The 16,437-nt window shown below is 43.8% G+C and carries 10 protein-coding genes; all 10 read left to right on the plus strand.

Going from position 1 to position 16,437, the window contains the following annotated elements; translation table 11 throughout:
- The 10 genes from D0T66_RS00775 to gltB all read left to right on the plus strand — a co-directional run bounded on the left by D0T66_RS00775 (nucleotide 1) and on the right by gltB (nucleotide 16,435).
- Nucleotides 1-606, plus strand: a complete 606-nt coding sequence (locus D0T66_RS00775; RefSeq protein WP_163355125.1) for a type 1 glutamine amidotransferase family protein — start codon at nucleotides 1-3, stop codon at nucleotides 604-606.
- A gap of 5 nt (nucleotides 607-611) precedes the next feature.
- A complete protein-coding gene (locus D0T66_RS00780) occupies nucleotides 612-1,619 on the plus strand; it encodes a Gfo/Idh/MocA family oxidoreductase (RefSeq protein WP_185154799.1) in 1,008 nt (335 codons plus the stop codon).
- Nucleotides 1,620-1,634: 15 nt separating this feature from the next.
- Nucleotides 1,635-2,003: a DMT family protein gene (locus D0T66_RS00785; protein ID WP_163355126.1), complete on the plus strand. Its 369-nt coding sequence runs from the start codon at nucleotides 1,635-1,637 to the stop codon at nucleotides 2,001-2,003.
- Between the two features lie 107 nt (nucleotides 2,004-2,110).
- A complete protein-coding gene (gene aspT / locus D0T66_RS00790; protein WP_163355127.1) occupies nucleotides 2,111-3,814 on the plus strand; it encodes an aspartate-alanine antiporter in 1,704 nt (567 codons plus the stop codon).
- A 29-nt stretch (nucleotides 3,815-3,843) separates the two neighbouring features.
- Nucleotides 3,844-5,487 (plus strand): aspartate 4-decarboxylase, encoded by a 1,644-nt coding sequence (gene aspD, locus D0T66_RS00795; protein WP_163355128.1) that lies wholly within the window; start codon nucleotides 3,844-3,846, stop codon nucleotides 5,485-5,487.
- Between the two features lie 24 nt (nucleotides 5,488-5,511).
- Nucleotides 5,512-6,591 (plus strand): type II asparaginase, encoded by a 1,080-nt coding sequence (locus D0T66_RS00800; protein ID WP_163355129.1) that lies wholly within the window; start codon nucleotides 5,512-5,514, stop codon nucleotides 6,589-6,591.
- A 33-nt stretch (nucleotides 6,592-6,624) separates the two neighbouring features.
- Nucleotides 6,625-7,713, plus strand: a complete 1,089-nt coding sequence (locus tag D0T66_RS00805; RefSeq protein WP_163355130.1) for a porin — start codon at nucleotides 6,625-6,627, stop codon at nucleotides 7,711-7,713.
- Between the two features lie 188 nt (nucleotides 7,714-7,901).
- Complete coding sequence (locus tag D0T66_RS00810) at nucleotides 7,902-9,515, plus strand: CTP synthase (protein ID WP_163355131.1); 1,614 nt, start codon at nucleotides 7,902-7,904, stop codon at nucleotides 9,513-9,515.
- Between the two features lie 29 nt (nucleotides 9,516-9,544).
- Nucleotides 9,545-11,494 carry a membrane protein insertase YidC gene (gene yidC, locus D0T66_RS00815; protein ID WP_163355132.1) on the plus strand — a complete coding sequence of 650 codons (1,950 nt, stop codon included), beginning with the start codon at nucleotides 9,545-9,547 and terminating at the stop codon, nucleotides 11,492-11,494.
- Nucleotides 11,495-11,917: 423 nt separating this feature from the next.
- A complete protein-coding gene (gltB, locus tag D0T66_RS00820) occupies nucleotides 11,918-16,435 on the plus strand; it encodes a glutamate synthase large subunit (RefSeq protein WP_163355133.1) in 4,518 nt (1,505 codons plus the stop codon).
- Nucleotides 16,436-16,437: the final 2 nt, after the last annotated feature.

Consider the following 16,437-nt stretch of genomic DNA (forward strand, 5'->3'; position numbering starts at 1 on the left):
ATGAAGAAAGAAGTCATATTTGTCATACTCAACGAATTTGCCGAGTGGGAAGGTTCATTTCTTGGCACCTCGTTACGTGCAGGTGTAAAACCCGGAAATCCTATTAAATATGCCGTGAAAACGATGTCTGTAACAAAAGAACCGCTAATGTCTATCACCGGATTCAGGGTAATGGCGGATTATGATATAAACTCGTTCCCTCAAGACTACACAGCATTAATATTAATCGGTGGAATGTCCTGGTTTACAGAAGAAGCGAAGCAACTTGTGCCTATCGTAGAAAAAGCGATAAGGGAAGGCAAAATAGTCGGAGGCATCTGCAATGCTTCGGTATTCCTGGGTTGTCATGGCTTCCTGAATAATGTGAAGCATACGAGCAATACCGTCGAATATCTGAAACAATACGCAGGAGATAATTATACGAACGAAGCCGGTTATATCGAACGGCAGGCTGTTGCCGATAAGAATATCGTTACGGCAAACGGAACAGGTTATCTCGAGTTTATGAAAGAGGTGCTTCTTTTGCTCGATGCCGATACACCGGAAATCATAGACGAAGCATATCGGTTCTATAAATACGGATTATACCCGGTAACAGAAAAATAACAGCTATGAAAATTAATGTAGGACTTTTAGCATACGGCATGTCGGGAAAGATATTCCATGCGCCGTTTTTTGATAAACATGCAGGCTTCAACCTATATGCCATAACGGAACGTACCACCAAGAAGGCGCAAAAAGACTATCCTTCTTTGATAAGTTACGATTCGATAGACGAACTGCTCAATGACGAATCCATCGGCTTGGTTGTTGTCAATACGCCTAATTATCTTCATTACGAGCATGTAGAAGCGGCTTTGAAAAAGGGCAAGCATGTTCTGGTCGAAAAGCCTTTCACGCCTACCGTAAAGCAGGCGCAGGAATTGTTCGATTTAGCCGATAAGGTAGGCAAAAAGATATTCTTTTATCAGAATCGCCGTTGGGACAGCGATTTCCTTTCCATCAAAAAAGTAATCGAAAGCGGGCAACTCGGCAAACTGAACGAACTGCATATCCGCTACGACAGATACCGCAGTGCCATAGGTGCCAAAGACTTTAAAGAGACGGCAATGCCTGCCAGTGGGCTGATATATGATTTGGCTCCGCATATGCTCGATCAGGTGATCAGTCTTTTCGGTAAGCCGTTATCCTATCGCAAAGTGTTAGGGAAGAATCGCGAAAATACCCAAGTCGACGACTATTTCTTTATTCAATTATCCTATCCCGATGATCTGAATGTTACGGTTTGTTCCAGTCTGCTTGTTGCCAATCCGCAGAAAGCGTTTGTGTTGCACGCAAGGCAAGGAAGCTACATAAAGGATAGGGTAGATTCGCAGGAAGCACAACTCCAAAGCGGAATGAAACTGGGCGATCCTGCTTTCGGGATCGAGCCGGCAGGGGAGGAGGGCGTTTTGACCTTAATGGATAAGGATGATAAGCGTATGGATTCGCTTGTGCCTTCGATAAGAGGTAGTTATCTGCCGCTTTTCGATGCCGTGTATGATTCCATTGTACATGACAAGCCTTATCCTGTCACCCGCGAAGATATTCTGACGCAGTTGGAAATATTAGAAAGTTAATATTGCATCATCGGTATGAAGGGCTTATATACGATTCTACTGTTAGTAGCATCCAACATCTTTATGACATTTGCCTGGTATGGGCATCTCAAATTCAAAGAATACTCGTGGTTTTCCGCTTTGCCCCTGATTGGTATCATTGCAATCAGCTGGGGGATTGCTTTTTTCGAATATTGCTTCCAAGTCCCTGCGAATAGGATAGGCTTTCAAGGAAACAGCGGCCCATTCTCGCTTATTCAACTAAAAGTGATTCAGGAAGTTATCACATTAGTGGTGTTCGTCTTGTTTAGTACGCTACTTTTTAAGAACGAGGCACTTAAATGGAATCATTTTTTAGCCTTTGTCCTGTTAATTATTTCCGTTTATTTGGTTTTTAGAGAATAACGTAATAGATTCTCCTGATGAATAATATCCATTCCTTTTAAAAACAAAATACATTTCGACTTGTTGTATTAAGTAACCAAAGTGTATAACAATAATACAACAAGTTTATGGATTGGATATTAAAAACGTTACAGGCTTCTCCCGAATTGGCTATATTTCTGACGTTAGCTGTCGGATTTGCCATAGGCCAGATCAAAATCAAAGGTTTTGGATTAGGGCCTGTGACAGGCGTATTGCTCGTAGGAGTACTTGTCGGACAATTAGACATTGTCATCTCACCCACAGTAAAATCAACATTTTTTCTCATCTTCCTGTTTGCCGTAGGCTATAGCGTTGGTCCTCAATTCGTTCGTGGATTGAAAAAAGACGGCCTTCCGCAAATAGCTTTTGCCGCATTGGTGTGTATTGCCTGTCTGCTCGTAGCTTGGGTAGCTGCTCTGATAGCAGGATTCGATATAGGTAACGCAGCAGGTTTATTAGCCGGAGGAAACACTATTTCGGCTGTGATCGGTGTTGCTACCGATACCATCAATCAGCTGGATATGGATGCCGCAACGAAGACGCAGATGATCAACCAGATTCCTGTGGCTTATGCTGTTACCTATATTTTCGGTACTGCCGGAACGGCCTGGTTCTTGGCTTCGGTCGGCCCTAAACTATTGGGGAAAGATGTCGTAAAACAAACGAAAGAATATGAAGCCACATTAGGAGGCTCTATACATGAGGCCGATGCCAGCGAAGAAGCTGCCTACGACGGCACTACCTTCAGGGTAATAAAAGCGACCAGCGACTTCTTCAATCAGGAACGCACCGTTCAGGAAGTGGAAGAGATGCTTGTCGTGAAAGGCTGGCCGGTATATGTGGAGCGTATCAGATGCAAAAGCACAGGCGAAATAGTCTCCGATCCGCAGTTGGATACCAAAATCAACAAAGGGGATAATATTGTTCTCAACGGCCCGATTGATACGCTGATAGCAGACGAAAATTTTATCGGAGAAGAAGTTGCCGACGTGGAACTGCTCGATTTCAGTTCGGAAGCTTTGAGGGTTATCGTAGCCAACAAAGCCGTAGATGGTATGTCTTTGGGTGAATTGAAGCTGAAAAAGGAACGTCACGGCGTAATTATCAGAAAAGTACACCGGGGAAAAGCAACTTTACCATTGTTAAAGGAAGTTACACTTCAACGGGGTGATATTGTTGAAGTAGAAGGCCGCAAAACAGACGTCGACCGCTTTGCTGTCTACTTAGGTTATGCCGAGCGTCCTACGAATATAACAGATTTACTTTATGTAGGTGCGGGTATCTTCTTAGGAGGAATATTGGGTTCTCTGACTCTCCATACAGGCAATGTGCCGCTCAGCCTGAGTGCCAGTGGCGGTGTACTGATTATGGGTATCATCTTCGGATGGTTCCGCTCGCGTCGCCCGACTTTCGGAGCTATTCCCGAACCGGCTATCTGGCTGATGAACAATCTGGGATTGAATGTTTTTATTGCAGTGGTCGGTATTTCCGCAGGGCCAGATTTTATTGCGGGACTGAAAGCGGCAGGAGTCAGCCTCTTTATTGCCGGTATCTTCGTCAGCTTAGTACCTATGCTGATAGGTATCCTGCTCGGACGCTTTGTCTTTAAATTCCATCCCGCCATTACACTCGGGGCATGTGCCGGATCACGTACTACAACAGCTGCTTTGGGCGCACTGGAAGATTCATTGCAGAGCAAAGTTCCGGCTCTCTCCTATACAACAACATACGCGGTAGGCAATACACTCCTTATTATCTGGGGGGTAGTGATTGTGTTACTTATGAGTTAATTAGAATATTATAATAAATACAGGAAATCATGGATATTGATAAATTGAAAACGTCGCGCAAACGCGAACAAGAATTAGAGCAATTAAGTCCTTTCGAACTGAAAGATAATCTTATAGCATTGGCTTCTGACCAGAAGACAAGATCTACACGTGCCATGTTGAATGCCGGGCGTGGTAATCCCAACTGGACGGCAACCGTTCCCCGCGAAGCCTTTTTCACGTTAGGGCAATTTGCTGTGGCCGAATGTAAACGCCCGATGGATAAGCCTACGGGTATCGGTGGCATACCGCAAAAAGCAGGTATAGCCAAGCGTTTCGAGGAGTTCTTGAAGAAGAATACACACCTTGGCGGAATAGATCTGCTGAAAGGTGTCTTCGAATATGGTGTTAAAAAACATGGCTTCGACCCGGATGGCTGGGTATTCGAATTGGCCGAAGGTATTGCCGGAGACCAATATCCAAGCCCTGACCGGATGTTGAAGCAGACTGAAAAGGTTGTACACGACTATCTTATACAGGAAATGTGCCAAAACAAGCCGCAACGCAGCGGCAGATACGATTTGTTTGCTGTTGAAGGAGGAACTGCTGCGATGTGTTATATGTTCGACTCGCTGATGGAGAACTGCCTCTTGAAGAAAGGAGATAAAATCGCTTTGGGAGTTCCGGCATTTACTCCTTATCTCGAGATTCCTCATTTGGAGCGATACAATTTCAAAGTAGTATATGTGCATGGTTCCGAAAGGGATGCGGCAGGTAATCCTACCTTTCAGTATCCCGATGAAGAATTGGATAAATTAGGCGACAAGTCTATCAAAGCATTCTTTATCACCAACCCGAGCAATCCTACGTCGGTCGAAATGTCCGACCATAGCCGCAAATACCTGATTAAGGTGGTGAAGAATCTGAATCCGAACTTGATGATTCTGACAGACGATGTGTATGGCACTTTCGTCGACGGTTTCAATTCATTGATGAACGAATTGCCGCGCAATACCTTGTGTGTGTATTCATTCTCCAAATATTTCGGTGCTACAGGCTGGCGCTTGGGCGTTATTGCGCTGTACGAAGATAACATCTACGACGATATGCTTTCTGCTATCCCCGAGAAAGAGAAAGAACGCCTTGCAAGGTTGTATGAAAGCCTGACGCTTCACCCCGAGAAGCTCAAATTTATCGACCGTCTGGTAGCCGATAGCCGTCAGGTGGCTCTGAACCATACAGCGGGATTGTCTACTCCGCAACAGATACAAATGCTTCTGTTTGCTTCATTTGCGCTCCTCGATAAAGAGAATAAGTATAAACAGGATTGTATGCGCCTCATAAGGAAGCGATACGAGCTATTGATGGAAGGAATGGATTTCCCTATATACCCTGACATAGACCGCGCGGCCTATTATTGTGTTATCGATATACAGGAATGGGCGCTCAAGAACTACGGTGAGGAGTTTATGGATTTCCTGAAGAAGAACTTCGAACCGGTAGATATGGTATTCCGTCTGGCCGAAAAGTCTTCGATTGTGTTGTTGAACGGTAGCGGATTTGCAGCGCCGGAATGGTCTGTTCGTGTTTCGCTCGCCAATCTGGAAGACGAAGATTATATGACTATAGGTAAAACCCTGCACGAAACCATGAATGAATATCTGGAAGCATGGGAGAGTACAAAAAAGAAATAAAAACAATATAATTATACATGAATTATGGAAACAAAGAGATTATTCAAAGTATTCGGCTTATTCGTAATGGCTCTCGCTATGAGCATTACCGTAAACGCACAAAGCGGACAACGTAAGCCGACTGTGTATGTGTTGGCAACGGGTGGTACCATTGCCGGACAGGGAGCTACAGAGGTGGCAGCAGGTTACAAAGCCGGTTCTATCACTGTCGACCAATTATTGAGTGCAGTGCCCGAAATCAAGGATATAGCTAATATACAGGCCGAACAGGTTGCCAATATCGGTAGCCAGGATATGAATGATGAAGTATGGCTGAAACTGGCAAAACGTATCAACGAATTGTTTGCAGCCAACAATGCCGATGCTATCGTTATCACACACGGGACAGATACACAGGAAGAAACAGCCTATTTTCTGAACCTGACAGTGAAATATAACAAGCCTGTTATTTTGGTAGGTTCCATGCGTCCATCTACGGCTATCAGTGCCGACGGGCCTCGTAATATTTATAATGCAGTGGCTACGGCAGTAGCTCCCGAATCGGTAGGAAAAGGCGTTATGGTAGTGATGGATGACAAAATCCTCGGAGCTGACGATTTGGCAAAAACAAATACGTTGAGTGTAGGGACATTCCAGAATCCTAATTATGGCGAACTGGGTATCGTTTATAATGGTAAACCTATCTATTCGCGCCAACCGATGAAACGGCATACGGTTAATTCGGAGTTTGATGTTACAAAATTAGATAAATTGCCAAGGGTAGAAATTATCCTTAGCTATTCCAATGCTACATCCCTATTTGTCGATGCTGCCGTCAAAGCGCATGTGAAGGGCATTGTTACGGCCGGTGTAGGGAATGGTAATATCACAACCGACATGCAGAATGCATTGGAAAAGGCTGTGAAGCATCACAAAATAGCTGTTGTGCGTTCGTCACGCATCATGACAGGCCCTACGGCTCAATGGGATGAAGTAGACGACGACAAGCTGAACTTCTCGGCATCGTGGTTCAATAATCCGTACAGATCGCGCGTCTTGTTGATGCTTGCTTTGACAAAGACAACCGATTACAAGGAAATACAACGTATGTTCTCGGAATATTAATTGTTCGCCTTTTCATCTAAAAAAACATGAGTTATGAAAAAGTTATTTTTAATTATAGGGGCTTTATCATTCCTCTCTTTGGGCGCTTTTGCACAACATAAGGATTCCGAGAATATCTTGGAAAAACTGATATGGGATGATGAAATGCTGAATATTATGATCGACACCCGTGTCGATATGCAGGGAACGATGAATAACAGCGATCTGGACGAACTTAGTTTCGAAGGGCAAACCTTCAAGATATGGTTGGTAGGGGAGATTATTCCGGGCATTCGCTATCGGGTGAGGCATCGGCTGAATAAACCTCAAACGCCTCTGCGCGAAGGTTATTCGGGTGCAACCGACCAGGCATGGCTGGCATTTGACTTGGGTAAGGACTGGACAATCACCGCCGGTAAACAATCGGTGCAATTCGGTACATTCGAGTATGATTATAATCCCGCCGATATTTATTTGCCGACGATGGCTTTCAACGATTTGGATGCCTATAAAACGGGTGTCAATGTGGCATACCGTTTCAAAGGGCAGACAATGAACCTGCAGGTGGTTAATTCGGATGCTCCACAATTTGCAAGCGAAAAATATAAGAATAAAGCTTTGGCCATTAATGCTTTGTGGGAAGGCGCTTTGTTTAACAATGTGCTTAAAACCCGTTGGGGATATGGAGCGTTCCAGCATAACAAAGGGAAATTCTATCACTGGTTTACACTTGGTACGCAGCTTAATATCAGTAAGTTTACGACAGAGTTAGACTACTATCTCGGCAACAGGGATATGGATTATGGGGCTGACGTAGATGACGAAAATCTGGGAGCGAGATATGTGCGCGACCAATCGCTGGCATTGAATTTTAAATACAATTTCGGCAAGTGGCGGCCATTTATCAAAGGGACATGGAATCAACGCCACGACAAGGATTTCGGCAGCAATGCCTACGAATCATTAGGCGTTCAGGCGGTGGTAGAATACTATCCTTTCACCAATAAGTATGTGAAAGACTTACGTTTCCATGCGGCTTATGCTTATCAAAATATGAACTATCAAGGGGAGTTCAACGATTTGCATAACAAAGATATGCATATGCTGCTTGTGGGAACAAGATGGCTCTTTAAAGCGAAATAACAAATTGGATTTTATATGTTTTATAATATAGAGATGGGCTTTTTGTCCATCTCTTTTTTGTAGCTAAAGGGTGATTGGTAATAAATTCTAATTTAGAAGTGATATACCTCTTTTGGCTGCCCAAAGTATGGATATTTTTTTATACTTTTGTGCTTTCAATATTTATGACTATTATAAATCGGAATAAAGTGGCTAATACAAAGTACATTTTTGTTACAGGTGGTGTGATTTCTTCATTAGGAAAGGGAATCATCGCTGCATCGCTGGGTAAATTACTACAAGCCCGCGGATATAAAGTTACCATTCAGAAGCTCGACCCGTATATCAATGTCGATCCGGGAACACTCAACCCCTACGAACATGGCGAATGCTATGTGACGGTCGACGGGCACGAGGCTGACCTCGATTTGGGGCACTACGAGCGTTTTCTGAATGCACCTACCCATAAAGATAATAATATAACGACCGGGCGTATCTATCAGAATGTGATAAACAAAGAGCGTCGCGGCGATTATCTGGGCAAGACCGTACAAATTGTGCCACATATTACGGACGAAATAAAATGCAATATCAAGCAACTCGGCACCAAATACGATTACGACTTTGTGATTACCGAAATCGGCGGGACAGTCGGCGACATCGAATCGCTGCCTTATATCGAGAGTGTACGCCAATTGCGCTGGGAGCTCGGAAAGAACTGTCTCTGTGTGCATTTGACTTATGTGCCGTATATTGCAGCAGCTCAAGAGGTGAAAACCAAACCGACACAGCACTCGGTGAAAGAATTGCAATCCGAAGGTATTCAACCAGATATATTGGTACTCCGCACTGAACATCCGTTGAATAAGGATATACTCCGCAAGGTGGCCTTGTTCTGTAATGTCGAGCCGGATGCCGTTGTTCAGTCTGTCGATGTTTCTACCATATACGAGGTGCCGTTGATGATGCAAGCGCAAAATATGGACGAAATCGTATTGCGCAAACTGAATATGCCAATCGAAGATAAGCCTGTCATGCAAAACTGGCGCGATTTCTTGGATATGAAGAAGAATGCGACCGGAACAGTGCGTATCGGCTTGGTTGGCAAGTATGTAGAGTTGCCGGATGCCTATAAATCAATTAACGAATCACTGCTTCAGGCAGCTACTTATAACAACCGTAAACTCGATTTGCAATTTATCCAATCGGAAAAATTGACAGATGAGAATGTCGAATCTTTCCTTTCTTCGATGGATGGCATAGTTATTGCTCCGGGATTTGGACAACGAGGAATCGAAGGGAAGTTCAAAGCGTTGAAATTCGCCCGCGAAAAGGATATACCTACACTCGGTATTTGTCTTGGAATGCAATGCATGGTCATTGAATATGCCCGTAACGTATTGGGATTGGAAGATGCCAATTCTACCGAAATGAATCCGCATACACCATTCAAGGTAATAGATTTGATGGAAGAGCAGAAAAATATTACCAATATGGGCGGAACAATGCGTTTGGGTGCATATAAGTGCGATCTGGCAAAAGATTCGCTGGTATATAAAGCATACAAGCAAGACCAGATAGAAGAACGCCACCGTCATCGTTTCGAATTCAATAACGATTATAAGCAGGATTTCGAAAAGCATGGCATGAAATCGACCGGAATCAATCCCGATACAGGATTGGTTGAAGTGGTTGAAGTTCCGGACAAGAAATGGTATCTGGGAGTGCAGTTCCATCCTGAGTATAACAGTACGGTCGTTTCGCCGAACCCTTTATTCCTGAGTTTTGTAAAAGCTGTAGTAGATAATAAACAACCAGAATAAAGAACAACAGATAATTCAATACGTAAAGAATGAATAAGAATAACATTTTAATGTTTGTCTTGATAGCAGCTGTGGTTATCGGATTCACCTATTTCAGTAGTAAAAAGGAAGATAAAGAACAACAGCCGCCTATATCGTCGACTATCGAAGATGTAAGGATTCAGGATAATACAACAGAGCAACCGGCACCAACAGAACCCGAAAAGGCTAATACTCCGGCTCCTACTACAGCCGATGCTGATGCCCCCACTACCGAACCTAAACAATTGACTCTTGCCGAGCAATTTTTCGGAACTCCAAGGACAGCCGTGAATGCCGGAGAATCACTCCACGAAGAGGCTGCTCCTCAAATAATAACCCTCGAAAACGAGAAAATAAAGATAGACTTCACCACTTTGGGAGGTCAGATGCTATCGGCGAAGCTGAAAGATTATCACCGTTTCGATAACGATTCACTTCCGCTTACCTTGTTCGAGAAGGATGCGAAGTTTGCTTTGCTACTCCGCAATCGTAGTGGCAGAGCCATAACGACTGATGCCTTGTTGTTTACACCTATCTATCTGCAAGATGGTGACAAGCAATCCATTACCATGCGCTATGCTCACTCTGCCGATCAATATGTCGATTTCGTATATACTTTGTCTGCTGACGATTATATGATGAAATTCGATGTAGCCTTAGTCGGCATGGAAGAAATGCTTTACCGCGAAACGGTAGATTACCTCGAAATGTATTGGGCACAAGACCAACGCCGTCAGGAAAAGAGCCGCGAGAACGAACAGCGTCATTCTAAGTTGATATATAAATTCCAAGGGGACGATGTTGCCGAACTGGAAGCAGATAAAAATGAACGAAAAACAGTTACAGAAGCACCAACGAAATGGGTTGCTTTCAAAGACCAGTTTTTCGCAACGGTGTTGATTGCCGACAACCAATTCAAAGAAATAGATGTAGAATCTAAAATATTGCTTAATAGCGATAAATATCTGAAAACATATGCCGCCAAAATGTATGCTCCTGTGGTTTATAATGCTAACAGCAATACATTGAAAGCCGGATTCCGTTATTATTTAGGACCATTGCAGTTCTCGAATCTTCAAAGCTATGACGATGGCATAAAAGATGCCAGCCAGCAATTAGATTTGGACAAACTGGTGTATTTGGGTTGGTCGCTATTCCGTATTGTAAACAAATACTTTGTAATTCCTATCTTCAACTTATTAGGCTCTACGGGCTTGTCTATGGGGCTTGTAATTCTCTTGTTGACGATTATAGTTAAACTGCTGGTTTCGCCATTGACTTATAAATCTTTTATGTCGTCTGCCAAAATGCGTGTCCTTCGACCGCAGGTAGAAGAATTGGCTGCTAAATATCCTAAGCAGGAGCAGGCGATGGAGAAACAACAGGCTACTATGGCACTGTATCGAAAGGCGGGAGTTAATCCGATGAGCGGATGTATTCCGATGCTGGCACAGATGCCGTTGCTTATTGCCTTGTTCCAGTTTTTCCCGTCGGCGATAGAACTACGTCAGCAAAGCTTCCTGTGGGCGACAGATTTGTCTACCTATGATGCTATCATAGAGTGGGGGACAAGTATTCCGCTGATAGGCACACACATTAGTTTGTTCTGTATACTGATGACCGTGACGAATGTTATTTACACGAAATTTAATATGCAGATGACCGATACCGGTTCGCAAATGCCGGGTATGAAATGGATGATGTATCTGATGCCGGTTATCTTCCTCTTTGTGCTGAATGATTATCCATCAGGATTGACATACTATTATTTCTTGTCGTTGCTTATCACCATCTTGCTGACTATCAGTTTCCGCTACTTTGTAGACGAGAAGAAGCTATTAGCCAAATTGGAGGCGAACAAAGCTAAACCTAAAAAGAAATCAGGTTTTATGGCTCGCTTGGAAGAAGCACAGCGCATGCAGCAACAGCAAATGAAAAACCAGAAGAAGAAAAAGTAAAATCCGTTGATATAAAAGTAAACCCTGCCTTGATTCCAGTGATCAGGCAGGGTTCTTTATTTGGTAGGCTATTCGTTAAAAATCGAAGTTGTCGGGATCGGCGCCTAACCGTAGATTCTTATTCAGCGCGTTGATACTTTGCATTTTCTGATATCTTTTTTTAATGGTTATATATTGGTCTTATTAGTAATGAAACGTAAAAATACGTCTTTTTGTTTGATTTTGAAGCTTTTTGTATAATTATATAGAATGAATCAAAACTGACTTTTTGATTATTTTTCATTTATAAAATATTTTTTAATCAAATATTAGTTGATTTTTATGACAAAAAGAAATTTTTTAAAACAAAAAACTTTATCTTTGTAATCTATAAAAGCTAAAGGTAGTAAATAAAGATATCATACAACTTATCAACTGAAGAATATGCAAGATTTAAAATCAGCAGCACAATATGGATTATACGACCCCGCTTACGAGCACGATGCTTGTGGGGTGGGTATGGTCTTGCACATGAAAGGAGCCAAATCGCATGCAATTGTCGAAAACGGGCTTCGCGTACTGGAAAATATGATGCATCGCGGGGCGGAAAATGCCGATAACAAAACCGGAGACGGTGCAGGAATCATGATTCAGATTCCGCATGAATTCATATTGTTGCAAGGGATTGCCGTACCCGAAAAAGGTTATTATGGAACAGGGCTTGTCTTTCTTCCGAAAGGGGAAAAAGAAGCGGAGTCGTGCATGAAAGTGCTTTCAGAATATATCGATAAGGAGAGCCTGAAATTGCTGGCAGTCCGCGATGTGCCTGTCAATAGTGATATCTTGGGCGAAATGGCGTTGGCGAAAGAGCCGGATATCAAGCAACTATTCGTGGTAGGTGAAGAAGGGATGTCTCAGGACGAACTGGAGCATAGATTATACATTCTCCGCAAGAAGATAGAACGCGAAATCGTGCAATCCAAAGTTTTCTCTTCGGACACAAAGAAAGCATTCTATATTGTCAGCTTGTCCACCAAACGCATTGTGTACAAAGGAATGTTGTCGTCCGAACAGCTTCGCCACTACTTTCCCGATTTACTGCATCCCAATCTGACGAGTGCCATTGCATTGGTTCACTCACGTTTCAGTACCAATACATTCCCCACATGGGATTTGGCGCATCCGTTCCGCATGGTGGCTCATAATGGTGAAATCAATACCATCAAGGGAAACCGCCTCTGGATGGAAGCCCGCGAAAGTGTTTTGAAGTCTGACCAATTGGGTAAAATTGACAATATATGGCCGATAATCCAGCCATCGATGAGCGACAGTGCTTCGTTCGATAATGTATTGGAATTTCTGGTGATGTCAGGCAAATCACTGCCGCATGCTTTAGCTATGATGGTGCCGGAATCGTGGAACGATAAAAACCCGATATCGACCGATTTGAAGGCATTTTACGAATACCATAGCATATTGATGGAGCCTTGGGATGGCCCTGCAACTATTCTCTTTACCGACGGACGTTATGCAGGCGGTTTGCTGGATAGGAATGGTTTGCGTCCGGCACGTTATCTGATGACAAATAACGACGTTATGGTAGTTGCTTCCGAAATCGGTGTATTGCCTTTCGAACCGTCCGAAATCAAAGAGAAAGGTCGTTTGAGACCGGGCAAGATGCTGATGGTGGATACCGAGGAGGGGACAATACAATACGATGCCGAATTGAAAGAGAATCTGGCAAAAGCGTTTCCATACCGCGAATGGCTGGCTAAAAACCGTATTTCGTTAGATGATGTTTCTTCGGGTCGTACAACCAAATACAATGTAGGGAATTATACCAAGTTGCTGAAAACATTCGGCTACTACAAAGAAGATATAGAACGTATTATCCTGCCGATGGCTGCCGAAGGTAAAGAACCGACAGCTTCGATGGGGAACGATACGCCTGTGGCCATCTTGTCGGAAAAACCACAACGCTTATTCAACTATTTCCGTCAGTTGTTTGCGCAGGTGACCAATCCGCCTATAGACCCGATTCGCGAGGAGTTGGTGATGTCTTTGGCGGGATATATCGGTTCGTTGCACAAAAATATCCTCGAACCGATGCCCGAACATTGTAAGATGGTCGGTTTATCCAATCCTTTCCTGTCCAACAGGGAGCTGGATTTATTGGTACATTTGGGTTATAAAGGATTTAAGGCCGAAGTAATATCCATGCTTTTCGACCCGAAGAAAGGAGCCGAAGGCTTGGAGCAAGCAATTGACGAACTATGCAAAAAAGCAGAAGAAGCCGTCGACAACGGCAGTAACTACATCGTCATATCAGACAGGGGAGTGGATAAAGAGCATGTTGCTATCCCTTCTTTATTGGCTGTTTCGGCTGTACATCACTATCTGGTCGACCGCCGCAAACGTATGCAAATCGACATCATTGTAGAATCTGCCGAACCACGCGAAGTGATGCATTTTGCATTGTTGTTCGGTTATGGTGCGAATGCTGTCAATCCATATCTGGCACTGGCTGTAATCGAAGATTTGGTGAAAGAAGGATATATTCAGCTCGACTTCCATACAGCGATGAAGAATTATGTAAAGTCTATCAATAAAGGTTTGTTGAAGACCTTCTCGAAGATGGGTATCTCAACACTGAAAAGCTATATAGGCGCGCAACAATTCGAGGCTATCGGAATCAGCACCAACGTGATAGATAAATATTTCAAGGGTACTACTTCTAAAATCGAAGGTATTGACTTGGGCGATATTGCCAGCGATACTATCGAGGCATATTATGACGCCTTTGAAGAAGATTTCGACGATCCCCGGCTGGTTAGTCAGGGGGTATATGCCTGGCGCCGCAATGGCGAAAAGCATGCATGGAATCCTGATACGATTACCAAATTGCAGATGGCTACCCGTTTAGGAAGCTACAAGAAGTTTAAAGAATATACCGAAAGCATAGACAAAAAGCCGGAAAAGATATTCCTACGCGATTTTCTGGATTTCGATTTGTCGAAAAATCCGATTGATATATCCGAAGTAGAATCTGTCGAAAGCATTACCAAACGCTTTGTGACAGGGGCTATGTCGTTCGGTTCGATTAGTCGCGAAGCACACGAAGCAATGGCTATTGCCATGAATGCCATTGGTGGTAAAAGCAATACCGGTGAGGGTGGCGAATTGGCAGAACGATTCTCTACGGATGCCCGTTCCAAAATCAAACAGGTGGCTTCGGGGCGTTTCGGGGTAACGACTGAATATCTCGTCAATGCAGATGAGATACAAATAAAAATAGCGCAAGGGGCTAAACCGGGCGAAGGCGGACAGCTTCCGGGCTTCAAAGTGGATAAGATTATCGCACAAACGCGTCATTCCATACCGGGTATCTCGTTGATTTCGCCGCCGCCACATCACGATATTTATTCTATCGAAGATTTGGCACAGTTGATATTCGACCTTAAAAACGTAAATCCTGCTGCCGAAATAAGCGTGAAACTTGTTTCCGAAAGCGGGGTAGGGACTGTTGCGGCGGGAGTGGCCAAAGCGAAAGCCGACCGTATTATCATCAGTGGTTGCGAAGGAGGTACGGGTGCAAGTCCGGCAAGCTCAATCAAGCATGCAGGTCTTCCGTTGGAAATCGGTTTGGCGGAAGTGCAACAAACCCTTGTCCTGAATAACCTTCGCGGACAAGTTTACCTTCAAACGGACGGACAGCTGAAAACAGGACACGATATTATTGTAGCCGCTATGCTTGGTGCAGAAGAATACGGTTTTGCGACGAGTGCGCTGATTGTATTGGGCTGTATTATGATGCGTAAATGCCATCTGAATACCTGTCCCGTAGGAGTTGCCACGCAAAATGAAGAATTGCGGAAGAAGTTTATCGGGCGCAGTGAGTATCTGGTCAACTATTTCCATTTCTTAGCAGAAGAAGTTCGGGAATATCTGGCAGCTTTAGGTGTTAAGTCGTTGGACGACATCGTTGGACGTGCCGATATGCTGAAATATATGAAGAGCGATGCCAATGAGAAGTTGAAGAAGATGGATCTATCCCGTTTGATTTACTTCCCGAAAGAAGCTAAAGAAAATGCTATTCATCATGTAAAAGACCAAGAGCACAAATTGGATGGTATCTTGGATAAAGAGTTAATCAAAACCTCTAAGATGGCAATAGAAAAGGCTATGCCGGTGGAGTTGACACGCCTCATAAAAAACACGGACCGTACCGTGGGTGCGATGCTTTCGGGCGAGATAGCCAAACTATACGGAGAAAAAGGGTTACCGACCGATACGATACAATGTACATTCCAAGGTTCGGCAGGGCAGAGCTTTGGCGGATTTCTGGCGCATGGGGTGACTTTCCGTCTCGAAGGGGATGCTAATGACTATGTAGGAAAAGGCTTGTCGGGAGGTAAGATAATTATCGTTCCGCCTATTATATCCAACTTCAAGCCGGAAGCGAATATTATTGCAGGAAATACCTTGCTATATGGCGCTACAGGAGGAGAAGTATATATCAACGGGCGGGTAGGAGAGCGTTTCTGTGTGCGTAATAGTGGTGCTATTGCCGTGGTGGAAGGCGCAGGCGACCATTGCTGCGAATATATGACAGGAGGACGGACAGTTGTGTTAGGAACAACAGGACGGAACTTTGCTGCGGGGATGAGTGGCGGTGTAGCTTATGTGTATAATCCGGATGGGGATTTCGATTATTTCTGCAATATGCAGATGGTCGAACTGACACTCATAGAGGATATGTACGACAACCGCGAATTGAAAGGCCTGATTACTAACCACTATAACCAGACGAATAGTCCGTTGGCTAAGCGTATTCTGGACAATTGGGATGTGGAAGTCGACAAGTTCATCAAAGTCACACCGATTGAGTATAAGAAAGTATTGCAGCAAGAGAAGCTGGATGCTATCGATAAAAAAATAGCAGAAGTAGAATTTGATTACTAATT

The organism is Dysgonomonas sp. 25, assembly GCF_010501075.1.
GTDB lineage: Bacteria > Bacteroidota > Bacteroidia > Bacteroidales > Dysgonomonadaceae > Dysgonomonas.